This window comes from Chania multitudinisentens RB-25 (assembly GCF_000520015.2).
Lineage (GTDB): Bacteria > Pseudomonadota > Gammaproteobacteria > Enterobacterales > Enterobacteriaceae > Chania > Chania multitudinisentens.
Genome location: NZ_CP007044.2, coordinates 5,033,245 through 5,056,514, shown reverse-complemented (window position 1 = coordinate 5,056,514; position 23,270 = coordinate 5,033,245). Strand labels below are relative to the sequence as shown.

21 protein-coding genes, 1 rRNA gene and 1 other annotated feature are annotated in these 23,270 nt (G+C 49.4%); of the genes, 13 read left to right on the top strand and 9 right to left on the bottom strand.

The features are described 5' to 3' along the window. Positions 1 to 29: 29 nt before the first annotated feature. Complete coding sequence (gene luxS, locus Z042_RS22500) at positions 30 to 545, top strand: S-ribosylhomocysteine lyase (protein WP_024910470.1); 516 nt, start codon at positions 30 to 32, stop codon at positions 543 to 545. A gap of 48 nt (positions 546 to 593) precedes the next feature. On the opposite strand, the gene Z042_RS22495 is transcribed toward luxS, so the two are convergent. Next, positions 594 to 1,883, bottom strand: coding sequence for an HlyC/CorC family transporter (locus Z042_RS22495; protein WP_024910471.1), 1,290 nt, complete (start codon positions 1,881 to 1,883; stop codon positions 594 to 596). Positions 1,884 to 1,937: 54 nt separating this feature from the next. Further along, entirely contained in the window at positions 1,938 to 2,729 is a 792-nt protein-coding gene (locus tag Z042_RS22490) for a cytochrome C assembly family protein (RefSeq protein WP_024910472.1), read from the bottom strand. A gap of 165 nt (positions 2,730 to 2,894) precedes the next feature. Here Z042_RS22490 and ffh point away from each other — a divergent pair, with 165 nt between their 5' ends. The 6 genes from ffh to Z042_RS22460 all read left to right on the top strand — a co-directional run bounded on the left by ffh (position 2,895) and on the right by Z042_RS22460 (position 7,809). Next, on the top strand, positions 2,895 to 4,256 hold the full coding sequence (gene ffh, locus Z042_RS22485; protein WP_024910473.1) for a signal recognition particle protein: 1,362 nt from the start codon (positions 2,895 to 2,897) through the stop codon (positions 4,254 to 4,256). 273 nt (positions 4,257 to 4,529) lie between these two features. Beyond that, a complete protein-coding gene (gene rpsP, locus Z042_RS22480) occupies positions 4,530 to 4,778 on the top strand; it encodes a 30S ribosomal protein S16 (RefSeq protein WP_024910474.1) in 249 nt (82 codons plus the stop codon). 18 nt (positions 4,779 to 4,796) lie between these two features. Next, positions 4,797 to 5,345 (top strand): ribosome maturation factor RimM, encoded by a 549-nt coding sequence (gene rimM / locus Z042_RS22475; protein ID WP_024910475.1) that lies wholly within the window; start codon positions 4,797 to 4,799, stop codon positions 5,343 to 5,345. A gap of 52 nt (positions 5,346 to 5,397) precedes the next feature. Further along, the gene (trmD, locus tag Z042_RS22470) at positions 5,398 to 6,141 is read left to right on the top strand and encodes a tRNA (guanosine(37)-N1)-methyltransferase TrmD (RefSeq protein WP_037405621.1); all 744 of its coding nucleotides are present in this window, start codon (positions 5,398 to 5,400) and stop codon (positions 6,139 to 6,141) included. 71 nt (positions 6,142 to 6,212) lie between these two features. Continuing rightward, positions 6,213 to 6,569, top strand: a complete 357-nt coding sequence (rplS, locus tag Z042_RS22465) for a 50S ribosomal protein L19 (protein WP_024910476.1) — start codon at positions 6,213 to 6,215, stop codon at positions 6,567 to 6,569. Positions 6,570 to 7,059: 490 nt separating this feature from the next. Next, complete coding sequence (locus Z042_RS22460; protein WP_024910477.1) at positions 7,060 to 7,809, top strand: hypothetical protein; 750 nt, start codon at positions 7,060 to 7,062, stop codon at positions 7,807 to 7,809. Between the two features lie 177 nt (positions 7,810 to 7,986). Here the strand turns inward: Z042_RS22460 and Z042_RS25355 are convergent, their stop codons facing one another. The 3 genes from Z042_RS25355 to Z042_RS22450 form a co-directional block, all read right to left on the bottom strand. After that, a complete protein-coding gene (locus Z042_RS25355; RefSeq protein ID WP_071882859.1) occupies positions 7,987 to 8,205 on the bottom strand; it encodes an ogr/Delta-like zinc finger family protein in 219 nt (72 codons plus the stop codon). A 346-nt stretch (positions 8,206 to 8,551) separates the two neighbouring features. Beyond that, the gene (locus Z042_RS22455; RefSeq protein ID WP_024910478.1) at positions 8,552 to 9,316 is read right to left on the bottom strand and encodes a DUF481 domain-containing protein; all 765 of its coding nucleotides are present in this window, start codon (positions 9,314 to 9,316) and stop codon (positions 8,552 to 8,554) included. 238 nt (positions 9,317 to 9,554) lie between these two features. Next, the gene (locus Z042_RS22450; protein WP_024910479.1) at positions 9,555 to 10,901 is read right to left on the bottom strand and encodes an anaerobic C4-dicarboxylate transporter; all 1,347 of its coding nucleotides are present in this window, start codon (positions 10,899 to 10,901) and stop codon (positions 9,555 to 9,557) included. Between the two features lie 630 nt (positions 10,902 to 11,531). On the opposite strand from Z042_RS22450, the gene Z042_RS22445 reads away from it, so the two are divergent. After that, positions 11,532 to 12,605, top strand: a complete 1,074-nt coding sequence (locus Z042_RS22445) for a 3-deoxy-7-phosphoheptulonate synthase (RefSeq protein WP_024910480.1) — start codon at positions 11,532 to 11,534, stop codon at positions 12,603 to 12,605. A gap of 6 nt (positions 12,606 to 12,611) precedes the next feature. Next, positions 12,612 to 13,733 (top strand): bifunctional chorismate mutase/prephenate dehydrogenase, encoded by a 1,122-nt coding sequence (tyrA, locus tag Z042_RS22440; protein ID WP_024910481.1) that lies wholly within the window; start codon positions 12,612 to 12,614, stop codon positions 13,731 to 13,733. A gap of 40 nt (positions 13,734 to 13,773) precedes the next feature. On the opposite strand, the gene pheA is transcribed toward tyrA, so the two are convergent. The 4 genes from pheA to bamD form a co-directional block, all read right to left on the bottom strand. Continuing rightward, positions 13,774 to 14,931 (bottom strand): bifunctional chorismate mutase/prephenate dehydratase, encoded by a 1,158-nt coding sequence (gene pheA / locus Z042_RS22435; RefSeq protein WP_024910482.1) that lies wholly within the window; start codon positions 14,929 to 14,931, stop codon positions 13,774 to 13,776. 105 nt (positions 14,932 to 15,036) lie between these two features. Further along, positions 15,037 to 15,163: a sequence feature (Phe leader region), on the bottom strand. Further along, positions 15,115 to 15,162, bottom strand: coding sequence for a pheA operon leader peptide PheL (gene pheL / locus Z042_RS26415; protein ID WP_202901307.1), 48 nt, complete (start codon positions 15,160 to 15,162; stop codon positions 15,115 to 15,117). Its footprint overlaps the feature before it by 48 nt. 119 nt (positions 15,164 to 15,282) lie before the next feature. Further along, positions 15,283 to 15,621, bottom strand: coding sequence for a ribosome-associated translation inhibitor RaiA (gene raiA, locus Z042_RS22430; protein WP_024910483.1), 339 nt, complete (start codon positions 15,619 to 15,621; stop codon positions 15,283 to 15,285). 292 nt (positions 15,622 to 15,913) lie between these two features. Further along, on the bottom strand, positions 15,914 to 16,645 hold the full coding sequence (gene bamD / locus Z042_RS22425) for an outer membrane protein assembly factor BamD (protein WP_024910484.1): 732 nt from the start codon (positions 16,643 to 16,645) through the stop codon (positions 15,914 to 15,916). A 133-nt stretch (positions 16,646 to 16,778) separates the two neighbouring features. On the opposite strand from bamD, the gene rluD reads away from it, so the two are divergent. The 4 genes from rluD to Z042_RS22405 all read left to right on the top strand — a co-directional run bounded on the left by rluD (position 16,779) and on the right by Z042_RS22405 (position 23,266). Then, complete coding sequence (gene rluD / locus Z042_RS22420; protein WP_024910485.1) at positions 16,779 to 17,756, top strand: 23S rRNA pseudouridine(1911/1915/1917) synthase RluD; 978 nt, start codon at positions 16,779 to 16,781, stop codon at positions 17,754 to 17,756. Beyond that, positions 17,756 to 18,487 carry a purine nucleoside phosphorylase YfiH gene (gene yfiH / locus Z042_RS22415; protein ID WP_024910486.1) on the top strand — a complete coding sequence of 244 codons (732 nt, stop codon included), beginning with the start codon at positions 17,756 to 17,758 and terminating at the stop codon, positions 18,485 to 18,487. The genes rluD and yfiH overlap by 1 nt, the downstream gene beginning before the upstream one ends. Positions 18,488 to 18,617: 130 nt before the next feature. Then, entirely contained in the window at positions 18,618 to 21,191 is a 2,574-nt protein-coding gene (gene clpB / locus Z042_RS22410) for an ATP-dependent chaperone ClpB (protein WP_024910487.1), read from the top strand. A 533-nt stretch (positions 21,192 to 21,724) separates the two neighbouring features. Then, positions 21,725 to 23,266: ribosomal RNA gene (locus tag Z042_RS22405) — 16S ribosomal RNA — on the top strand. Positions 23,267 to 23,270: the final 4 nt, after the last annotated feature.

Genomic DNA, 23,270 nt, shown 5'->3' with positions numbered 1-23,270 from the left:
ATAAATACTATTTATGAGGAGGTGACGACATGCCACTGCTGGATAGTTTTACCGTAGACCATACTCGCATGGCGGCTCCGGCTGTCCGCGTCGCTAAAACCATGCAAACGCCTCATGGCGATACTATCACCGTATTCGATTTGCGCTTTTGTCGCCCGAATCTGGAAGTAATGCCGGAACGTGGAATTCATACGCTGGAGCATCTGTTTGCCGGTTTTATGCGCGATCACCTGAATGGTAATGGCGTTGAGATTATCGACATCTCACCAATGGGCTGCCGCACCGGTTTTTATATGAGCCTGATTGGTGTACCTGAAGAGCAACGTGTCGCCGATGCTTGGAAAGCGGCAATGACCGACGTACTGAAAGTCACTGACCAGCGTAAAATCCCTGAACTCAATGAATTCCAATGTGGCACCTACCACATGCACTCGCTGGAAGAAGCACAGGAAATTGCCAAGCATATCCTCGATCATGGTGTGGTTGTGAACCATAACGAGGAGTTGGCATTACCAAAAGAGAAGCTGAAAGAACTTCATCTCTAATTTTGCCAATGCTCAATCTGAAGACGCGAAAACCGCGTCTTTTTTGGTTTAATGGTTTTGCACGCTGGCTTGCAGCGATGTTATCGGCGTGACACGTACTTGTTTGATCATATTCTCCTGTACGTCAAGAATATCAATATCATAGTTGCCGATACGTACCCGTTTGCCGATATTCGGAATATCTTCCAACGCTTCCAGCAGCATGCCATTTATGGTCCGGGCTTCGCTGGCGGGCAAGGTCCAGTTAAAGGCTTTATTCAACTCGCGCACGTTGGCCGTTCCATCAATCAGTACTGAACCATCGCTTTGCGGATTCACTTCTTCTGCCAAAGTGGGTGACATGGAGGTGGTGAAATCACCAACGATTTCTTCGAGGATGTCCTCTACCGTAACCAAGCCCTGAATATCCCCGTATTCATCCACTACGATACCCACCTTCTCTTTGTTGCGTTGGAATTTCACCAATTGCACATTGAGCGGCGTCCCTTCCGGCACGTAGTAAATCTCATCGGCAGCACGCAGTAGATTCTCCTTGTTGAATTCTTTCTTCTCGGTCATCAAGCGGTAAGCTTCGCGCACGCGCAGCATGCCAATAGAATCGTCCAGTGAGTCGCGGTAGAGCACGATGCGGCCATGCGGTGAATGGGTTAATTGGCGCATGATTGATTTCCACTCATCGTTGATGTCAATACCGACGATCTCGTTGCGTGGCACCATGATGTCATCTACCGTTACTTTCTCCAGATCCAGTACTGAAATCAGCATATCCTGATTACGGCGTGAAATCTGGCTTTGCGATTCATTGACGATGGTGCGTAACTCATCTTTGCTCAGTGAACCACTGATACGCACATTAGTGCGAATACCGAAAATACGCAGCAGCAGAGTGGTAAGGCAGTTCAACAACCACACCAGTGGAAACATGATTTTCTGTAAGGGAGACAACAGGAAACTGCTAGGGAAGGCAATACGTTCCGGGTAAAGGGCTGCAAAAGTTTTTGGCAACACTTCCGCAAACAGCAGGACGACAAATGTCAGCACCCCTGTGGCAATCGCCACGCCAAAATTGCCATACAAACGCATACCGACGATAGTGGCTAATGCCGAGGCCAGGATATTGACCAGGTTATTACCAATGAGTACCAGGCCAATCAAGCGATCGGGTTTTTGCAGCAGTTTTTCCACCCGGCGCGCTGTCCGGCTACCCTGTTTAGACAGATGGCGGAGACGGTAGCGGTTGAGCGTCATCATACCGGTTTCGGATGCCGAAAAGTAGGCGGAGACCACGATCATAATTACCAGAATGAAGATGAGGGACCCAGTCGAAACGTGCTCCAACGCGGTATTCCTTATGGTAGAGGGAAAGATAGCCTCACCAGAATGAACGGTATTCTAGCGCACCATCACTTCCTGGATCAGGCGGCTGCCGAAATAGGCCAGCGTAAGAAGAAAGGCACCTGCAAAACTGAATTTAACCACACGGCGGCCACGCCAACCTTCGTGATAATGGCCCCACAGTAGGACGATGTAGACAAACCAGGCCATGATCGAGAGCACGGCTTTATGCACATTCTCTCTGCTGAACAGGTTATCCATGTAAAGCAGGCCGGTACACAGTGTTAATGTCAGCAACACGACACCGATCTGGGTAATGTGGAACATTTTGCGTTCAATGCTCATCAAGGGGGGCATATCGGCGCTAAAACTGAGCTTTTTGTTCTTCAACAGATAGTCAAGCCAGGCTAATTGCAGGGCGTAGAGCGCGGCAATGATCAGCGTGGCGTAAGAGAACAGTGCCAAGCCAATATGTACCATCAATTCCGGGCTGGCTTCCAGATGAGTAATGAATTCACCAGGCAGAAAGCTGGCAAATGCCAGATTGATGAGTGCAAAACTGTAGACGATGGGCAGTAGAAACCAACCACGATCGCGTGAGGCAACAAAGGTCATCACAGAACAGATAATCAAACTGACGATTGAACCAATGTTCAGCAGGCTGAGGTTTTGCCCGGTGTTAACATCAAAAATGCGTTGCTGGAGTGCTACGGCGTGGCAGATTAACGCGACCACGGCCGAAACAAGTGCAAGCCGACGATAAGCGCTATTCTTCCGCAATAAGCTGGGAATGATCAATCCAAGGCTGAGCAAGTAGGCTATCAAAGCCACAATGGCGAAAACTGGCATAGCGTTATTTAACATCGGCAAGATTAATTGGAATCTCAGTATAGCGTTGAGCGCGCTTCACTCCAACCGATCTCCAACGCTGAGGCAGAGATCGTCTCCGCTTCATGTTATAATCGCCGCAATTGTGTCGCCACTGCGGCCTGACTCTACGTTGAGCATGAGACAATGTTTGAAAATTTAACCGATCGACTGTCGCGCACTCTGCGCAATATCAGTGGCCGTGGGCGGCTGACCGAAGAAAACATTAAAGATACCTTGCGTGAAGTGCGTATGGCTCTGCTGGAAGCAGACGTTGCGCTACCGGTGGTGCGTGACTTCATCAACCGCGTGAAAGAGAGTGCGGTTGGCCATGAAGTGAACAAGAGTCTGACGCCGGGCCAAGAATTCGTCAAAATCGTCAAAAGCGAGCTGATCGCGGCGATGGGCGAAGTCAATACGGAACTCAATCTGGCAGCACAACCGCCGGCGGTGGTGTTGATGGCGGGTTTGCAAGGTGCGGGTAAAACCACCAGCGTGGGCAAGCTTGGCAAGTTCCTGAAAGAGAAACACAAGAAAAAAGTTCTGGTGGTTTCTGCCGACGTGTATCGCCCAGCAGCGATTAAACAGCTGGCAACGTTGGCAGAAGGTGTAGGGGTTGACTTCTTCCCGTCGGATATCCAAGAAAAACCGCTCGATATCGTTAGCCGCGCGTTGCAACACGCCAAGCTGAAATTCTACGACGTTCTGATCGTCGATACCGCTGGTCGTTTGCACGTTGACGAAGCGATGATGGACGAAATCAAACAGGTGCACTCGGCGATCAAACCGGTGGAAACCCTGTTCGTGGTTGATGCGATGACCGGGCAAGATGCTGCCAATACCGCCAAGGCGTTCAACGAAGCGCTACCGCTAACCGGTGTGGTGCTGACCAAAGTCGATGGCGACGCGCGTGGTGGTGCTGCGCTGTCTATCCGCCATATTACTGGCAAACCGATAAAATTCCTGGGTGTGGGTGAGAAAACCGACGCGTTGGAGCCGTTCCATCCAGATCGCGTTGCTTCACGTATTCTCGGTATGGGCGATGTGCTGTCGCTGATTGAGGATATTGAAAGCAAAGTTGATCGTGCTCAGGCAGAAAAGCTGGCTAATAAGCTGAAAAAGGGTGACGGTTTCGATCTGACCGATTTTCTGGATCAGTTGAAACAGATGCGCAATATGGGCGGCATGGCCAGCATGCTGAGCAAATTGCCGGGAGCGGGGCAACTGCCGGACAACGTGAAATCTCAGATGGATGATAAAGTTCTGGTACGTATGGAAGCAATTATCAACTCCATGACGTTGAAAGAACGTGCCAAACCAGAAATTATCAAGGGTTCGCGCAAACGCCGCATCGCTGCGGGTTCTGGCATGCAGGTGCAAGACGTTAATCGTTTGTTGAAACAGTTCGACGAAATGCAGCGCATGATGAAAAAGATGAAGAAAGGCGGTATGGCGAAGATGATGCGCGGCATGAAAGGCATGATGCCGCCGGGTTTCCCAGGCCGTTAGAGTTCCCAGGTTACTTGGCTGGCGTTACAGCCAATAACGCTGTAATTCCAGATACTTTTAAGTACGCATTCATGAATATGAACGCGTTCAAAGAGTTGCCGTTCGCGGTAAAAACAGCCTGAAATCGGACGGGTTGCAAAAACGAATTCCTGGTAATCGATGCTTTAGATTGCTTTTTGCGCCAAAATGAGTAAAATTTTCGGGCTTTTTATATTGCAACCGGGCCCCGTCCCTCAATGGGGCCCGGCTGTTTTATTAACTAAAGAGGATGTTATGGTAACAATTCGTTTGGCACGTGGCGGCGCTAAAAAGCGTCCGTTCTATCAAGTAGTAGTGACCGACAGCCGCAATGCTCGTGATGGTCGTTTCATCGAGCGTGTAGGCTTCTTCAACCCGATCGCTTCTGGTCAGGCTGAAGCACTGCGTCTGGACTTGGATCGCATTGAGCACTGGCAGGGTCTGGGTGCAACGGTTTCTGATCGCGTTTCTACGCTGATCAAAGAAGCTAAGAAAGTCGCTTAATCTGTCGCGGTGGTGGCAATGAGCAAGCAACTCAAACCGGTAGCACCGATTACGCCGATTGTACTCGGTAAAATGGGGTCTACTTATGGCATTCGTGGTTGGCTCAGAGTGTTTTCATCCACCGAGAACGCCGAAAGCATATTTGACTATCAGCCGTGGTTTATCCAGCAGGCGGGTCAGTGGCAGCTTGTTGAGTTAGAAGACTGGAAGCGCCACAGTCAGGATCTGATTATCAAGGTTAAAGGCATTGATGATCGGGATGCAGCGAATTTGCTGACGAACTGTGAAATCGTCGTAGATTCTGAGCAATTGCCTCCTCTGGAAGGCGATGATTATTACTGGAAAGATCTGATGGGTTGCCAGGTAATCACCACTTCTGGATATGAATTGGGTAAAGTCATCGACATGATGGAAACCGGTTCAAACGACGTGATGGTCGTGCGGGCAAACCTGAAAGATGCATTTGGCATGAAGGAGCGGTTGATCCCGTTTCTTCATGGGCAGGTTATCAAGAAAGTCGATCTCGCGGCCAAGGTGATTGAGGCCGAGTGGGATCCTGGTTTTTGACCTCCGAATTTAACGGTCGAAGCAAGTGGAATGACAATACGGGGATTGGCGGGTGTTCATTGGTATTGTAAGCCTGTTTCCTGAGATGTTCCGCGCAATCACCGATTACGGGGTGACTGGCCGGGCAGTAAAAAATGGCCTGCTGAGCGTGCAGTGTTGGAGTCCGCGTGACTTCACTTACGACCGGCATCGTACCGTGGACGAGCGCCCTTACGGCGGCGGACCGGGAATGTTGATGATGGTGCAACCTTTACGGGAAGCCATTCATGCAGCAAAAGCAGCGGCAGGCGAGGGAGCAAAGGTGATTTATCTGTCACCTCAGGGGCGCAAGCTGGATCAAACCGGTGTGCGCGAACTGGCGGTTAATCAGAAGATGATTCTGGTGTGTGGCCGTTACGAAGGGGTTGATGAGCGCGTGATCCAAACCGAAATTGACGAAGAATGGTCAATCGGCGATTACGTCCTCAGCGGTGGGGAACTACCGGCAATGACGTTGATTGATTCAGTCGCTCGTTTTATACCGGGCGTGCTGGGCCATCAGGCTTCAGCAGAAGAAGACTCTTTTGTTGATGGATTGCTGGACTGTCCACACTATACCCGCCCCGAGGTGTTAGAAGGGATGGAGGTTCCGCCGGTTTTACTGTCGGGCAACCATGCCGAGATACGTCGCTGGCGCTTAAAGCAGTCGCTGGGCCGTACCTGGCTTAGAAGACCTGAACTTCTAGAAAGCCTAGCTCTGACTGACGAGCAAGCGGTGTTGCTGGCTGAGTTCCAACGGGAACATCAGGCCAAGTAGCAGGACTATGAAGGGAACGTCTAATGTAGACGGGACCGATATATCAGTTTACCTAGGGTAAGAGACATATTATGAGCAACATTATTAAGCAAATTGAACAAGAGCAGATGAAGCAAGACGTACCTGCATTCCGTCCGGGTGATTCCGTGGAAGTTAAGGTATGGGTCGTTGAAGGTAGCAAAAAACGTCTGCAGGCATTTGAGGGCGTGGTTATCGCTATCCGTAACCGCGGTCTGCACTCTGCATTCACTGTTCGTAAGATTTCCAACGGCGAAGGTGTTGAGCGTGTATTCCAGACTCACTCCCCAGTAATCGACAGCATTACTGTTAAGCGTCGTGGTGCCGTTCGTCAAGCCAAACTGTACTACCTGCGTGAGCGTACTGGTAAGGCTGCTCGTATCAAAGAGCGCCTGAACCGCGTAGGCTAACACTGCATCCGAAAGTTAATAGTTATCAGGGCCCGCCGTTATGGTGGGCCCTTTTTTTATGTTGCGATTATAGATTAACAACGTGGAACCAGCGTGTTGCTTAAATAGGCGTTCATTTACGTTGCTGTAATAATTCGAACGGGAGCTTTTCATTTAATCTTAATAAAAATTAAGGTTTGTTCGAATCCTGCTGGTGCTAAAAATAACGGACGTCATTGACGTGCCGAATTAATGGTCATTTTCAGATAATTGAACCTGTATTCTTAATTTCATTGGGCATAATACTGAGTTGCTAGCCAATTAATCAGTAAACATGCCACACCTTAAGTTGCTTTATGACTTGACCTCTAAGGGGCTCGCCTTTCGTTGCTTATTAGCTGGTGGCGTGAGGTTGTCATCCTTGGGCAACCCGAGTTATTTAGAATATTTTTGTTTATCCACATCACATAATGCACCTCTAACGGAAATTCAAATAAAATAGGAGTAAACAATGAAAGCAGGCATTATCCGCAAGGCCATTCTGGCTTTGGGATTGGCTATCACTCTTGTTGGATGTAACAGTCAGCAACCTCTCTCACAATCAGGCGCATCCGCAGAGCGTTTGACGGCAACTGAACCTGCTGTGAAACTAGGGACCAAATGGGGTGAAAATGTCTCTTCCAGTGTGGTTAGCGTAGATGCAACCCGTTTGCGTAGTTCACCTGAGCGCGTGGTAGCGATTTATTATAACGGTGGGGAAAGTGAAGGCTCGTTGAAAACGACCATTATCCCAATGGCGGCTGTTGAGGTGAGCGTACAAGACGGACGCAGGCGTAATATGGCGCTGAGAAAGCGTAGCAGTGATGAATATACGCTGGCCGCTAAAGAAGGTGAGCGTTATCAGCTTCATTTTTACAACCGTAGCTCTAGTACCTCCTATGAAATCGTTGCCACTGTTGATGGTCTGGATGTGATTTCTGGCCGTGCTGGCTCGTTGTCCCAATCTGGTTATCTGATTCGGCCTAAATCTTCTTTGACCATTGAAGGTTTCCGTAAGAGCGATTCTGCGGTGGCGGCATTCCGTTTTGCAAAACCCGAAGCCAGCTATGCTGCACATTCTACATCTGGTGATATCGATAATACGGGGGTCATCGGTATTGCTCTGTTTGAAATGGCACCAGAAAGATTACCTGATTGCCAGCCACAGGCTTTCCCTAAAGATCACGGATATGCACCTGAACCCTGCGAGAAACGCAACTGATTGTGCTGAAAATCAAGGGATACCGCGGCCTTTAAGCGTGGCTTGCCTGGAAGCAATAGAACGTTTAATCGTTATCATGGCCTGCCGTTATGGTAGGCCTTTTTATGTGATAGGCATGGTATTTTTTGTTTATGTAAGCGCTCGATTCAGTCGCAAATGAGCTGCAGCCTTTCTGAATCACAACCTGGCGGTACTTGACTTGCCTTTTTCTGGATGTGGCTGTGCTGGAATAATGTCGCCAGGTTTGACAATGACACGCGCAACCGACTCATGAGTAGCAAATGTGCAACTACAGTTAATGTTCCGGCATTGATGATAACGTTCTTTGGTCGACTGACTCAAATAGCGGCTGGAGCGGGTGTGTGCCACGCTACCGCACAATGGGCAATGCATCATAGGAAATCCCCTCTTGGTAAAAACCATTCTGTTAAATCGTTCTTGAAAAAAGACAGCTACCTGAACGGCCTTTATTAAAGAAAACCATTTCGTTTTACTTCCATAGTGGGTGATGGAGTAACCAGTTTTTCACTGATGAACCTGGTTAGCGTTGGTAATGCCTGTTTTGGTAGCTAATTTTCCATGGTTTTCCTTATCAATATAGCTGTATGCACATACAGTATTAATCTATTTGCTAAATAAATCAAGGTGAATATGTGTTTTTTAGCAAATTATATAACAAGAAAAAAAGAACAAAAAAAGCCCATTAATGATGGGCTTAGAGAGAAGGCTAACTGTAGAAAGGTTACAAACCGTACACCAGGGTGACTGACGTGGTGGTATCTGTGTTTTTAGGCGCTGAGGCCGGAGGTTTGCTGTTGTATGTTACGGTGTAGGCCAAACGCAGAGAGAAATCGTTGTTGATTGATACATTCAGTGCGGTTTCTGAGTTGATGGTGGTTTCTTCGTTAGCCAATGCAGATATGCCTTCAGAGAAACGAGTGTTATCGGTCAATCTGTAAGAATAGTTGGCAGCACCGTAAGCCAATACTCGGGTGGTGCGGCCACCATCCTGGTACTCATCATGGCGGACGCCTGGACCGAATTCCACACGCAGATCATGGAGTGGCCCATTGAAAATCTGGCGACCATAACCACCGGTTAATGTAGAACGCGAGTCATAGCCGTTGAAACGGTCATTCAGCCAACCAGCCTGACCGAACATGTAGTTCCGAGTTGTCAGATTTTGGCGGGTACGGCCGCTGGCTTGATATCTCTCGGAAGAGCGCACATTGGAAGAAGTGGTATTGTTCGCCGCCCCCCACAGGCTGTATGCCGCATCACTGCTGAACCAGGTCATGGTGGTGTTGGCTAACAGGGTGGAGTTTTGCGAGTTACCAGACTGAGCGTTATAGCCAGCTTGGATATTGCCATCAAACGGCTTCTTGGCGGTGGCAGGATCGTCCATCGCGGTGAAGAGAGTGTTATCGGCAAAAGCAGAAATACTGGTGAAGGCGGTCAAGCAGCTGAAATACAGCGGAATGGCGCGATGAGCGCGTAAAGAGAACATTTTTGGTCCAGTTGTTAAGAGTGATAATAAGTGATAACGATCACATTATATCGCTTCGCCACGGTGACAAAAATAGCTTCGAACAGCTTAAGTTTTTCATTTTCACTGGCGACTTATTCACTTTATTTATGCCTATTTTATCGGTTTTAACGGCATAAAATACGCATAAAGCCATTCGGTGATAGTGGGTATTGGGGCTGAAAATGCACGGCAACCGTGGGTTGCCGTGCAGAGGTTATTACAGGAAGGTGGTCACCAGGATATAACCGGTAATACAGGAACACAGTACTCCGATCAATCCAGGAATGATAAAGCTGTGGTTGATGATAAATTTACCGATACGTGTCGTTCCAGAGCGATCGAAACCAATGCAGGCCAAGTCACTTGGGTAGGTTGGTAAGACAAAATAACCGTAAGCTGCGGGGAAGAATGCCAGCAGCATTTTGGGTTCGACACCCAATTGCAGCGCCATAGGGGCAATGGCGGTCAAAGCGGCTGCCTGGCTGTTAACCAGCTTGGAAACCAAAAACAGAACGATTGCGTAGGTCCATGGCTGGTTTTTTACCACATCTTCCAGCAACAGTTTTAAATCCCCCATGTGTGCCTGGAAGAAAGTATCGCTCATCCAAGCCACGCCGAATACGGAGAAAATAGCGACCATTCCGGCTTTAAATACTGCACCATTGGCGATATCACCTGGTTTTACTTTGCACCCCATCAGGATGACAGCGCCAGCAATCAACATCATCATCTGGATGACCAGATTCATCGAGAGTGGCTTCAGCACGCCTTTGGCATCAGGAAATGAAGGACGTATCTCGGCGAAAGCCCCCAGCAGTACCACGATAGCGATAGCAGCGAAGAAGATTGCAGTAGACCAGTAAGCCTGTTTCGGGAATTTCTGGTTGAGCAGCGTTTCGGTACTGCCATAAATGTAGGTACGTTGTTCTGGGTCCTGAATTTTAGCTTGGAATTCTGGATCTTTATCCAGATCTTTACCGCGACGCAGGCTCCATAAAGCGGCCATCAATACCCCGACCAGCGACGCAGGAATAGAAACGGCAAGAATTTCAACCAGAGTATAAGCTTTACCGATGCCGTGCCCGGCAGCAATGATTGAAACCAATGAAACAACCGCAACTGAAACCGGTGAAGCGGTGATGGCCATTTGTGAAGCGACAGAGGCTACTGCCATCGGGCGTTCTGGGCGTATCCCTTTTTTGATGGCGATGTCAGAAATGATCGGGAACATGGTGTAAACCACATGTCCAGTGCCGCACAAGAACGTCAGTGTCCAGGTAGTAAAGGGAGCAAGTAGCGTAATGTGTTGTGGATGGCGGCGCAGCAGCCGTTCGGCATATTGCATCATGACGTTCAGGCCACCCGCGGTTTGTAAAACCGAAGCGCAACCAATAACTGCCAAAATAGTCAGCATAACATCAACGGGAGGTTTTCCTGGCTCAAGCCCGAATATAAAGCACAGCAGGAATAAACCAATACCGCTAATTAAACCCAGTCCCATACCACCAAATCGGGTACCCACTAATAAGCAGAGAATAATAATTGCAAATTCAAGAGTGATCATGAGAATCCCTTGTGAGAAATGAAAAACTGCTAATACGTATCACCTCTCAAAGCCAATGCGGCTGGGGCTGTCTACGCAGGTTACCCCTTAAGAGGTGTCGGTAATTTAAGTTTATAATTATTTATTTAGCAGAGGATAACTGTGAGATTACGCAATTTTTATTCAATAACTATTTTAAATTTACAAGAATAAGCGGAAATGAATAATGATTGAAAATTAATTGCCAGTGAATTGTATTTTAATTGTGTTTTAGTTGTTTAATTTATTGCTTATATCCTGTTTTGCTTGCGCCTATCATTGCTCTATGTAAGGAGTGGTATCATGTATGGAAATGCGCCAACCGGCTTTTCACTGGTAATATTTTATGTGTAATTTTTTATTTACACCTGCTGGTGGTGACATCATCAGATTGACGATTTTCATTGTGTTTTACTTAAGAGGTTTTTTTGTTTTATACGATTAAAATCAATTGGTTTTAATGTGGTTGAGTGCTTGGTAATGCTTGTTTTTTGCCGTGGTAAATTTTTATTTACATTAAGTGGATTGATATCTTTACAATGAGTGATAGAGTAGAGTCTTATCACGTTCAATCAACGCTCACGTATAACGGCATAAGACAGGAATAGCATCATGCAAAAAGACGCGCTCAACAACGTACATATCAGTGCAGAACAGGTTCTGATTACCCCGGAAGAGCTAAAAAATCAATTCCCGCTCAGTGCCCGCGATGAAAATGAAATCGCTACTGCACGCCAAACTATTGCCAATATCCTGAAAGGGCAAGATCACCGTCTGTTGGTGGTGTGCGGGCCTTGTTCTGTCCATGATCCTGATGCAGCGCTGGATTATGCGCGCCGCCTGAAAACGTTGTCGGCTGAATTGAGCGATCAGCTGTATATCGTTATGCGTGTCTATTTTGAAAAACCAAGAACCACTGTTGGCTGGAAAGGCCTGATCAACGATCCGTATATGGACGGTTCATTTGACGTTGAAGCGGGTTTGCATATTGCACGCCGTCTGTTGCTGGGATTGGTGGGAATGGGGCTGCCGCTGGCAACCGAAGCGTTGGACCCCAACAGCCCGCAGTACTTGGGCGATCTGTTCAGTTGGTCAGCCATCGGTGCGCGTACCACGGAATCCCAGACGCATCGTGAAATGGCATCCGGTCTTTCAATGCCCGTTGGCTTTAAAAATGGCACCGACGGTAGCCTTGGTACGGCGATCAACGCCATGCGTGCTGCTTCCATGCAACATCGCTTCGTGGGTATCAATCAGGCTGGGCAGGTGTGCCTGCTGCAAACTCAGGGTAACCCGGATGGCCATGTGATTCTGCGAGGAGGCAAGGCTCCCAATTACAGTGCGGAACATGTTGCCGCTTGTGAAAAACAGATGCGGGAAGCAGGACTCCAGCCGTCCTTGATGATAGATTGCAGCCATGGCAACTCAAATAAAGACTATCGCCGTCAGCCGGCCGTTGCCGAATCCGTTGTTGAGCAGATCAAAGCGGGCAACCGTTCGATCACCGGTATCATGCTGGAGAGCAACCTGCACGAAGGTAATCAGTCATCTGAACAGCCGCGTGCAGATATGCACTATGGCGTTTCGGTCACCGATGCTTGCATCAACTGGGAAAGCACAGAGACTCTGTTGCGCCAAATGCATCAGGAGCTCGGTGCAGTGCTGATGGCACGCACTGGAGAGTAGTGAGTTATGGTGGCTGAACTGACCGCATTACGCGATCAAATTGACGAGGTAGATAAAGCGCTGCTGGAACTGCTGGCGAAACGCCTGGAACTGGTTGCGGAGGTAGGGGAGGTCAAAAGCCGCTACGGTTTACCGGTTTACGTGCCTGAACGTGAGGCGGCGATGTTGGCCTCGCGCCGTAAAGAGGCCGAAGGCCTTGGAGTACCACCAGACCTGATTGAAGATGTGCTGCGCCGGGTGATGCGCGAATCTTATACCAGTGAGAACGACAAAGGTTTTAAAACGCTGTGCCCGCAGTTACGCCCGATAGTGATTATCGGCGGTAATGGCCAGATGGGGAGTTTATTTAACCGTTTGCTGACGTTATCCGGTTATCAGGTGAAAGTGTTGGATCAGGATGATTGGCCGCAGGCAGACACCTTGCTGGCGGATGCGGGTATGGTGATTGTCAGCGTGCCTATCCACGTTACGGAACAAGTGATTAACCAGATACCACCGTTGCCGGAAGATTGTATTCTGGTTGATTTGGCATCTGTTAAAAACCGGCCATTGCAGGCCATGCTGGCGGTACACGGTGGCCCGGTGCTGGGGCTTCACCCAATGTTTGGCCCGGATGTTGGCAGCGTAGCTAAACAGGTAGTGGTGTATTGCGATGGGCGTCAACCAGAATCCTATCAGTGGCTGTTGGAACAGTTGCAGGTCTGGGGGGCACGCTTGCACCGGATCAGCGCGGTTGAGCACGATCAGAACATGGCTTTTATCCAAGCGTTACGGCATTTTGCGACCTTTGCTTACGGCCTGCATCTGGCAGAGGAAAATGTTCAACTGGAACAATTGCTGGCGCTGTCTTCACCCATTTATCGATTAGAATTGGCGATGGTAGGCCGGCTGTTCGCTCAAGACCCGCAGTTGTATGCGGACATCATTATGTCTTCGGAGGAAAATATTCACCTGATCAAACGCTACTACCAGCGTTTCGGTGAGGCGATTCAGTTGCTGGAACACGCTGATAAACAGGCATTTATCCAAAGCTTCCAGAAAGTGGAGCACTGGTTTGGTGATTATGCCCAGCGTTTCCTGGTGGAGAGCCGCTCGTTGCTGCGCCAGGCAAATGACAGCCGCCAATAATAGACTCAGGGTTCGGTAATGCCGAACCCTGTTTCATGGGTTAAGACGGATTCACGGGCACAACGTTTTCGCTTGGGTAGCATCCCAGTACCTTCAACGAACGGGTAATCGGGGTTAAATCTTTCAAAGCCTTCTGCATGGTTTCCGAGCGCAGGTTGGCCTGCACATCAATATAAAACATCTCTTCCCATGGGTTACCGTTGATTGGGCGTGACTCCAACTTAGTCATGACAATGCCATTGTCGCGCAGTACCAATAAAGCCTCTACTAATGCTCCAGACTGTTGACCGGTGGCCATAATTAATGTGGTTTTAGCTGGGACCTGCTCCGAAACCTCGATAGCTTTACGCGCCAACACGATGAAGCGCGTGATATTTTGCTGTTGGTTAGCCAGATTATGTTCAAGTACTTGCAGGTGGTACAAAGCACCACCCGCTTCGCTGCCCAAGGCTGCGGCAGTTGGGGAGTTTAGTTCAGCTACTTTTTCCATTGCGGCAGCGGTGCTTTCGCAATACTCGATTTTCCAATGTGGATAACGATTAATAAACTGGCTGCATTGCTGGAAAGGCTGCGGATGGCTGTAAACGATCTCGATCTGGCTTAGATCAGTATTGCCAGCAACCAGTACGCAGTGATCAATAGGGAGTGTTAGTTCCCCCACAATCGACAGGCTGGTATGTTGCAGCAGGTCATACACATCGTTGATTGAGCCTGAACTGGTATTCTCGATCGGCAATATGGCGTAATCCGCCTGACCGGTTTCAACCTGAGTGAAGATATCTTGGAATTTCTGGCAACCGCACTCGATCAACTGATCAAAATGACGGGCACCATATTGGCGTGCCGCCAGATGCGAATAAGAGCCCTTAGGGCCGAGGAAAGCGATACGTGCAGAATGCTGGCTGATTTGATTAAGCTGATGCTGTAACAGCGTCTGCTGGGTGAGAACAGAGTCCTCGATGATCAGTTGGAATAGGCGGGTGACGTAAAAACCATCGAGATCATAAGGTTTGGCGGCGTTAACCAGTGCATCCAGCAGATCGCGTTCACGTTCTTTATCACGAATTGGTCGGTGTGAATGCAGTTTGGTCTTGCCAACCTCCACTGCCAGCTCACGGCGTTCTGCCAGCAGAGCCAGCAATTTCAGGTCCAGTGCGCTGATACGTTCGCGCAGCATGAGTAACGGGTTATCAGTCATAATCAGCTTTGCCTTGTGTTCTTATATATCCATCATACTTCAAGTTGCCTGTGCGTTGGCTTGCCGGCACCCCGAATTATTTCGGCATCATCGTTAAATAGCTATATAAAAAAAGCCCCCTGTTTTCAGGAGGCTCTGTGGTTCGTCTTCGCATTCTGTATCACACGACGAAACGCCTCCCAGTCAGGGGAAGGTAAAAAAGAATGCGAAGAAAAACGGTTTATAAATCATTTGTGTCTCACATGGTGCGAATCAGGTTTTAAAGTAACCGCAGGCTTTTCTCTCTGTCAATAAAAACCGACGATTAAAAAAACGCGCCGACAGGCGCGTTGGATACGAATTAACAGGTAATTACTCTTCTGGAATGATTTCAGGAGCAATATCTTTCACACTGGCATAGGCGCGGCGCGCTTCGCTCTTGTGCTGCACCTTGTTCAACTGACGCTCAAGCTTGGCGATCAGGTCATTAACGGCGGTGTACATGTCTTCATGCTTCGCGCTGGCGACCAGCGGGCCGTTAGGAGTGGTAATGGTGGCATCGACGACAAACCCTTTAGGTTCTTTAGATAAAACAATATGTGGGTTTATCAGTTGGGCTTGCCACTTATCCAGTTTAGTGAGACGGTCTTCGACATGACTACGGATTGCGGGGGTGATATCCATTTGTTTGCTGGTAATGTTGATTGTCATATAACCTACCTCTCTGTCTTTCCGTCTTGGATATATTCAGCATACCCCTGTTTTTGCTCAAGTGGGTGAGAGAAATCGCTTATTTTTGTTATTTTTTGCAAAGTAAGCTCAATCCTGTGATGCAGGCACTGAAATAATTATCTAACACTTGAGTCTTGCTTACAGAGCGCGCAGTATTGATAGGTTAAACAGCAGGCTCGCCTGGTTAACATGGTGTTTTGCTTGGGTTTATAGTGAGCAAAAAAGCGGCAGCCGAAGCTGCCGTTTTGCATTTCTGTGGCTGCCCAAAGGGTTATGCCGGATTAGTGGCGATAATCTTCGCGACTTTATCAGCCTGAGCGTTCAGTTCCAGTTGCCGATAAGCGTTTTCCATCAACGGCAGCGCATCGCGAGTCGCTTTCGTATCTGGGAAATCACGTATCATCTGCTCAACGCGATTAACAACCGCGACGTAAGCACCACGTTTAGTGTAGTATTCCGCCACTGAAAGCTCATACTTGGCCAGGCGGTTTTTCAGAAACACCAAACGTTTGTAAGCGTCGGTGGCGTATTGGCTATTAGGATACTGCTGAAGCAGTTGGTTGAAATCGCGGAAGGCAGCGTGGGCGTGCTGCGGATCGCGATCGGAACGATCAACCCCGAAGAAGCCTTGCAACGCGCTGTCATCCAGCGCCATATCGGTCAAACCGCGCATGTACATGACGTAGTCGATGTTCGGATGCGTTGGGTTCAAGCGCATAAAGCGATCAATAGAGGCCTGCGCCAAGGCTAAATCAGCAGATTTATAGTAGGCATAAATCAGATCCAATTGAACCTGCTGGGAGTACGGCCCGAAAGGATAGCGGTTATCTAATGCTTCGAGTTGCTTAATCGCGCCTTTAAAGTCACCGTCCTGCAATTTTTGCTGGGCAGTCGCATAGATTTCCGAAGGTGGGCTGTCGGGAACCGCATCCTTGGACGTGGAGCAACCTGTCAGCGCCAGGCTCAAGGTGGCTGCCGCCACCAGATATTTCATACGCGTCATGACGTTTTGATTATCCTCAGGGTGTTATTCCGGGAGACTGTCCGTTAAGCTCCCGACAAAAGACCAGTTACAATAGCACATTATATTAAACGGCATCGCCGTGAAAACCCAACGTTAACGAAAGAAACTGTATATGGCACAACAAGTACGACTCACCGCAACGGTGGCTGAAACTCAACTCGGACAACGTTTAGATCAGGCTTTGGCCGAATTGTTCCCTGATTATTCACGATCGCGCATAAAAGATTGGATTTTGGGAGATCGGGTTCAGGTTAATGGCAAAACGATCAGCAAGCCAAAGGAGAAAGTGCTGGGTGGAGAAATGGTCGCCATTGATGCACAGATAGAAGAAGAGGCCCGTTGGGAACCGCAGGATATCGCACTGAATATTGTTTATGAAGATGCGGATATTCTGGTGATCAATAAACCGCGCGATCTGGTGGTACATCCTGGAGCAGGTAACCCGGATGGTACAGTGCTTAATGCCTTGCTGCATTATTATCCAGACATTGCCGATGTACCGCGTGCTGGTATTGTACACCGTCTGGATAAAGATACGACTGGCCTGATGGTGGTAGCGAAAACCGTTCCGGCGCAAACCCGTTTGGTGGAAGCATTACAGGCGCGTGAAATCACCCGCGAATATGAAGCCGTGGCGATAGGTAACATGACAGCGGGGGGCACAGTGGAAGAGTCTATTGCGCGTCACTCCACCAAACGCACGCATATGGCTGTGCATCCAATGGGGAAACCTGCGGTCACTCATTACCGTATCATGGAGCATTTCCGTGCACACACTCGCTTGCGTTTGCGTTTGGAAACGGGCCGGACTCACCAAATTCGCGTGCATATGTCGCACATTAACCACCCGTTGGTCGGCGATCAGTTGTACGGCGGCCGCCCGCGCCCGCCTAAAGGAGCCTCAGAGAGATTCATCAACACCTTGCGTGGTTTTGATCGCCAGGCGCTGCATGCCACGATGTTGCGCCTCTATCATCCGATCAGCGGTATCCAGATGGAGTGGCATGCGCCGTTGCCACAGGATATGGTCGATCTGATTGATGCGCTGAAAGCCGACACCGAAGAATTTAAAGATCAGATGGATTGGTAATGGATTCGCTTATTCTGCCCGATTGGCCACTGCCTGTGGGTGTAAAAGCCTGTAGTACCACCCGTTATGGCGGGGCCAGCCTGCCGCCTTATGATTCATTGAATCTGGGTTCTCATGTGGGTGATGATGCACAAACTGTGGACGATAATCGTCAACGGTTGGTGGCTATGGCTGGCCTGCCACAGATGCCGCTCTGGCTGGAGCAGGTACACGGAACTCGTGTGTTGACATTAGACGGGCAAACGCCTGGTGATTTGCGGGCTGATGCGGTTTACAGCAACCTGCCAGGGCAAGTGTGTGCGGTGATGACGGCGGATTGTTTGCCCGTATTGTTTACCTCGCGTGCGGGTGATGAAGTTGCAGCTGCTCATGCCGGCTGGCGTGGATTATGCGGCGGCATATTGGAGAATACGGTAGAACGTTTTACTGCTACGCCGGGTAATATCATCGCCTGGCTTGGCCCGGCGATTGGCCCGCGGCAATTTGAGGTCGGGGCAGAAGTGCGAGCTGCATTTATGGCGGCAGATATTTCTGCTGCCTCCGCGTTTATTTCCCATGGTGATAAATTTCTTGCAGATATTTATCTTTTGGCACGCCAACGCCTACAACGTTTGGGTATTTTTGCCACCTATGGTGGCGATCGTTGTACCGTGACTGAAATGAGTCATTTTTTCTCCTATCGGCGCGACGGAGTCACTGGACGTCTGGCAAGTTTAATCTGGGTGATATAACCTATTGAATTAGGACGGTCCGCAGATGCATGATGTTGTACTCATAATATAGTGTCGAAATAACCTTGAAAATTTGAGGGATGACCTCATTTAATCTCCTGTAGCAATTTTGATCTATATTGGAGGTGTTATGCGTCTGGATCGTCTTACTAACAAATTCCAGCTTGCCCTCGCCGATGCTCAATCGTTGGCCCTCGGGCGCGATAATCAATTCGTTGAACCGTTGCATCTGATGAGCGCTCTGCTTACTCAGGATGGGGGAACGGTTCGCCCATTATTAACTTCTGCCGGCATTGACGCCGGGCGTATTCGTACCGAGCTTGAGCAAGCTTTAACCCGTCTGCCGCAGGTTGAAGGGACTGGAGGCGATGTTCAACCGTCACACGAACTGGTACGTGTGCTCAACCTGTGCGATAAACTGGCGCAAAAACGCGCAGATAAATTCATTTCTTCCGAATTGTTTGTTCTGGCAGTACTGGAAGATCGTGGTATTTTGGCCGATCTTCTGAAAGCCGCTGGCGCAACGGCCGATAAAATATCCAAAGCCATTGAGCAAATGCGGGGTGGTGACAGCGTGGATGAACAAGGTGCGGAAGACCAGCGTCAGGCATTGAAAAAATACACCATCGATCTCACTGAGCGTGCTGAGCAAGGCAAACTAGATCCCGTTATCGGCCGTGATGAAGAAATTCGCCGTACCATCCAGGTGCTGCAACGCCGTACCAAAAATAATCCGGTACTGATTGGTGAACCTGGTGTGGGTAAGACGGCCATTGTTGAAGGTTTGGCACAGCGCATCATTAATGGCGAAGTGCCGGAAGGGCTCAAACATAAGCGCGTGCTTTCCCTCGATATGGGGGCTCTGATTGCAGGGGCTAAATACCGGGGCGAGTTTGAAGAGCGCCTGAAAGGTGTCTTGAGCGATCTCGCCAAGCAGGAAGGTAGTGTCATTCTGTTTATTGATGAGTTGCATACCATGGTGGGGGCTGGCAAAGCCGATGGCGCAATGGATGCCGGTAATATGCTCAAACCTGCTCTTGCTCGTGGTGAATTGCACTGCGTTGGTGCGACCACGTTGAATGAGTATCGCCAGTATATAGAAAAGGATGCTGCGCTTGAGCGCCGTTTCCAGAAAGTCTATGTGGCGGAACCAACGGTTGAAGACACCATCGCCATTTTGCGCGGTCTGAAAGAACGCTACGAACTGCATCACCATGTGCAGATCACCGATCCGGCGATTGTTGCCGCAGCGACGCTGTCGCACCGTTATATCGCCGATCGTCAATTACCAGACAAGGCCATCGATTTGATCGATGAAGCGGCATCCAGCATTCGTATGCAAATGGACTCCAAACCGGAGTCGCTCGATCGTCTGGAGCGCCGTATCATTCAGTTGAAGCTGGAACAGCAGGCGCTGAATAAAGAGTCCGACGATGCCAGTAAAAAACGCTTGGAAATGTTGAGCAGCGAACTGGAGCAGAAAGAGCGTGAGTATTCTGAGTTGGAAGAAGAGTGGAAAGCGGAAAAAGCCTCTCTTTCTGGAACGCAGAATATCAAGGCTGAACTTGAACAGGCGAAGATTACGCTGGAGCAAGCACGTCGTTTGGGTGACCTTGGGCGAATGTCTGAGTTGCAGTATGGCAAAATTCCTGAGCTGGAAAAACAGCTTGCCGCCGCGACACTAGCTGAAGGCAAGACCATGAAGCTGCTACGTAATCGCGTTACCGATGCAGAGATTGCCGAAGTGTTGGCAAAAGCCACCGGTATTCCGGTAGCCAGAATGCTGGAGGGGGAACGTGACAAACTGCTGCGGCTTGAACAGGAGCTACATGCGCGAGTGATTGGTCAGGATGAAGCTGTGGTAGCGGTGTCTAATGCTATCCGCCGTAGCCGCGCTGGGCTTTCTGATCCGAATCGGCCGATTGGTTCATTCCTGTTTCTTGGTCCTACAGGGGTGGGTAAAACCGAATTGTGCAAAGCACTGGCTTCATTCCTGTTCGACAGTGATGACTCTATGGTGCGTATTGATATGTCCGAATTTATGGAGAAACACTCCGTCTCAAGGCTGGTCGGGGCGCCTCCAGGCTATGTCGGCTATGAAGAAGGGGGATATCTGACGGAAGCGGTGCGCCGTCGGCCTTACTCAGTGATCCTGTTGGATGAGGTTGAAAAAGCGCATCCAGATGTGTTCAACATTCTATTACAGGTTTTGGACGATGGTCGTCTAACGGATGGGCAGGGGCGTACCGTTGATTTCCGCAATACTGTGGTGATCATGACTTCGAATTTGGGTTCTGATCTGATTCAGGAGCACTTTGGTCAGATGAACTATGCGCAGATGAAAGAATCTGTCATGGAGATGGTAAGCCATCATTTCCGCCCAGAATTCATTAATCGTATTGATGAGGTTGTGGTATTCCACCCACTTGGCAAGAAACATATTGCAGCAATTGCCAAGATCCAACTGGTGCGTTTGTACAAACGTTTGGAAGAACGCGGTTATGAAGTGACTATGACTGAGCCTGCTTTAGAGTTACTGGGTAAAACCGGTTATGACCCTGTTTATGGTGCTCGCCCATTGAAACGCGCTATTCAGCAGGAAATTGAAAACCCATTGGCACAGCAAATCCTTTCCGGGAAGCTGTTACCAGGCAAACCTGTAGTGCTGGATGTGGAAAACGATCATATCGTTGCTAAACAGTAAACATCGGTAGTTTGTGATTTCTTTATGAGGAAAGGGGGTGATTTACCGTTCCTTTTTCCTTCTGATGTTTGAAAACAGGTTTTTTAGGTTAATAAATACCCTTGAATGTCTTTTTTGGGCGTTTTTTGAACGCTTGAACCTTTTTTTGAATTTAGGGGTTGCGGCTGGCGAGGAACGCCCTATAATGCGCCTCCACTGACCGGGAACAACGGCGTCTTGTGATAAAGAATGCTACCCAGCCAGGAAGGGCCAACCCGGTGACCACACCGCCTCTCAACAGAGAAAATAAGGTTGACTCTTCAGCGGGAAAGCGTATTATCTGCCTCCCGCGTTACCGAGAAACAAACCGGTAACCACGCTCTTTAACAATTTATCAGACAATCTGTGTGGGCACTCACAAGACGATATCCAGCCACTTCGGTGGCAAAAAATATCAAGTCTTGAAGAGTGACCAAGCAGTAATTCATTTAAGTGAATTATTACAAACGTTAGTTTTCGAGCATCGCTGCACGTGTTGCAGCACATCAAGCTTTTAATTGAAGAGTTTGATCATGGCTCAGATTGAACGCTGGCGGCAGGCCTAACACATGCAAGTCGAGCGGCAGCGGGAAGTAGCTTGCTACTTTGCCGGCGAGCGGCGGACGGGTGAGTAATGTCTGGGAAACTGCCCGATGGAGGGGGATAACTACTGGAAACGGTAGCTAATACCGCATGACGTCTACGGACCAAAGTGGGGGACCTTCGGGCCTCACGCCATCGGATGTGCCCAGATGGGATTAGCTAGTAGGTGGGGTAATGGCTCACCTAGGCGACGATCCCTAGCTGGTCTGAGAGGATGACCAGCCACACTGGGACTGAGACACGGCCCAGACTCCTACGGGAGGCAGCAGTGGGGAATATTGCACAATGGGCGCAAGCCTGATGCAGCCATGCCGCGTGTGTGAAGAAGGCCTTAGGGTTGTAAAGCACTTTCAGTGGGGAGGAAGGGTACAGTGTGAATAGCGCTGTGCATTGACGTTACCCACAGAAGAAGCACCGGCTAACTCCGTGCCAGCAGCCGCGGTAATACGGAGGGTGCAAGCGTTAATCGGAATTACTGGGCGTAAAGCGCACGCAGGCGGTCTGTGAAGTCGGATGTGAAATCCCCGGGCTTAACCTGGGAACTGCATCCGAAACTGGCAGGCTAGAGTCTTGTAGAGGGGGGTAGAATTCCAGGTGTAGCGGTGAAATGCGTAGAGATCTGGAGGAATACCGGTGGCGAAGGCGGCCCCCTGGACAGAGACTGACGCTCAGGTGCGAAAGCGTGGGGAGCAAACAGGATTAGATACCCTGGTAGTCCACGCTGTAAACGATGTCGATTTGGAGGTTGTGGTCTTGAACCGTGGCTTCCGGAGCTAACGCGTTAAATCGACCGCCTGGGGAGTACGGCCGCAAGGTTAAAACTCAAATGAATTGACGGGGGCCCGCACAAGCGGTGGAGCATGTGGTTTAATTCGATGCAACGCGAAGAACCTTACCTACTCTTGACATCCACGGAACTTTCCAGAGATGGATTGGTGCCTTCGGGAACCGTGAGACAGGTGCTGCATGGCTGTCGTCAGCTCGTGTTGTGAAATGTTGGGTTAAGTCCCGCAACGAGCGCAACCCTTATCCTTTGTTGCCAGCGATTCGGTCGGGAACTCAAAGGAGACTGCCAGTGATAAACTGGAGGAAGGTGGGGATGACGTCAAGTCATCATGGCCCTTACGAGTAGGGCTACACACGTGCTACAATGGCGTATACAAAGAGAAGCTACCCTGCGAAGGCATGCGGACCTCATAAAGTACGTCGTAGTCCGGATTGGAGTCTGCAACTCGACTCCATGAAGTCGGAATCGCTAGTAATCGTAGATCAGAATGCTACGGTGAATACGTTCCCGGGCCTTGTACACACCGCCCGTCACACCATGGGAGTGGGTTGCAAAAGAAGTAGGTAGCTTAACCTTCGGGAGGGCGCTTACCACTTTGTGATTCATGACTGGGGTGAAGTCGTAACAAGGTAACCGTAGGGGAACCTGCGGTTGGATCACCTCCTTACCGA

What these genes read in the sequence shown, in the direction of transcription:
- luxS (WP_024910470.1), top strand. Translation starts at nt 30, where the DNA reads ATGCCACTGCTGGATAGTTTTACCGTAGACCATACTCGCATGGCGGCT.
- Z042_RS22490 (WP_024910472.1), bottom strand. Translation starts at nt 2,729, where the DNA reads ATGCCAGTTTTCGCCATTGTGGCTTTGATAGCCTACTTGCTCAGCCTT.
- ffh (WP_024910473.1), top strand. Translation starts at nt 2,895, where the DNA reads ATGTTTGAAAATTTAACCGATCGACTGTCGCGCACTCTGCGCAATATC.
- rpsP (WP_024910474.1), top strand. Translation starts at nt 4,530, where the DNA reads ATGGTAACAATTCGTTTGGCACGTGGCGGCGCTAAAAAGCGTCCGTTC.
- rimM (WP_024910475.1), top strand. Translation starts at nt 4,797, where the DNA reads ATGAGCAAGCAACTCAAACCGGTAGCACCGATTACGCCGATTGTACTC.
- rplS (WP_024910476.1), top strand. Translation starts at nt 6,213, where the DNA reads ATGAGCAACATTATTAAGCAAATTGAACAAGAGCAGATGAAGCAAGAC.
- Z042_RS22460 (WP_024910477.1), top strand. Translation starts at nt 7,060, where the DNA reads ATGAAAGCAGGCATTATCCGCAAGGCCATTCTGGCTTTGGGATTGGCT.
- Z042_RS25355 (WP_071882859.1), bottom strand. Translation starts at nt 8,205, where the DNA reads ATGATGCATTGCCCATTGTGCGGTAGCGTGGCACACACCCGCTCCAGC.
- Z042_RS22455 (WP_024910478.1), bottom strand. Translation starts at nt 9,316, where the DNA reads ATGTTCTCTTTACGCGCTCATCGCGCCATTCCGCTGTATTTCAGCTGC.
- Z042_RS22450 (WP_024910479.1), bottom strand. Translation starts at nt 10,901, where the DNA reads ATGATCACTCTTGAATTTGCAATTATTATTCTCTGCTTATTAGTGGGT.
- Z042_RS22445 (WP_024910480.1), top strand. Translation starts at nt 11,532, where the DNA reads ATGCAAAAAGACGCGCTCAACAACGTACATATCAGTGCAGAACAGGTT.
- tyrA (WP_024910481.1), top strand. Translation starts at nt 12,612, where the DNA reads ATGGTGGCTGAACTGACCGCATTACGCGATCAAATTGACGAGGTAGAT.
- pheA (WP_024910482.1), bottom strand. Translation starts at nt 14,931, where the DNA reads ATGACTGATAACCCGTTACTCATGCTGCGCGAACGTATCAGCGCACTG.
- raiA (WP_024910483.1), bottom strand. Translation starts at nt 15,621, where the DNA reads ATGACAATCAACATTACCAGCAAACAAATGGATATCACCCCCGCAATC.
- bamD (WP_024910484.1), bottom strand. Translation starts at nt 16,645, where the DNA reads ATGACGCGTATGAAATATCTGGTGGCGGCAGCCACCTTGAGCCTGGCG.
- rluD (WP_024910485.1), top strand. Translation starts at nt 16,779, where the DNA reads ATGGCACAACAAGTACGACTCACCGCAACGGTGGCTGAAACTCAACTC.
- yfiH (WP_024910486.1), top strand. Translation starts at nt 17,756, where the DNA reads ATGGATTCGCTTATTCTGCCCGATTGGCCACTGCCTGTGGGTGTAAAA.
- clpB (WP_024910487.1), top strand. Translation starts at nt 18,618, where the DNA reads ATGCGTCTGGATCGTCTTACTAACAAATTCCAGCTTGCCCTCGCCGAT.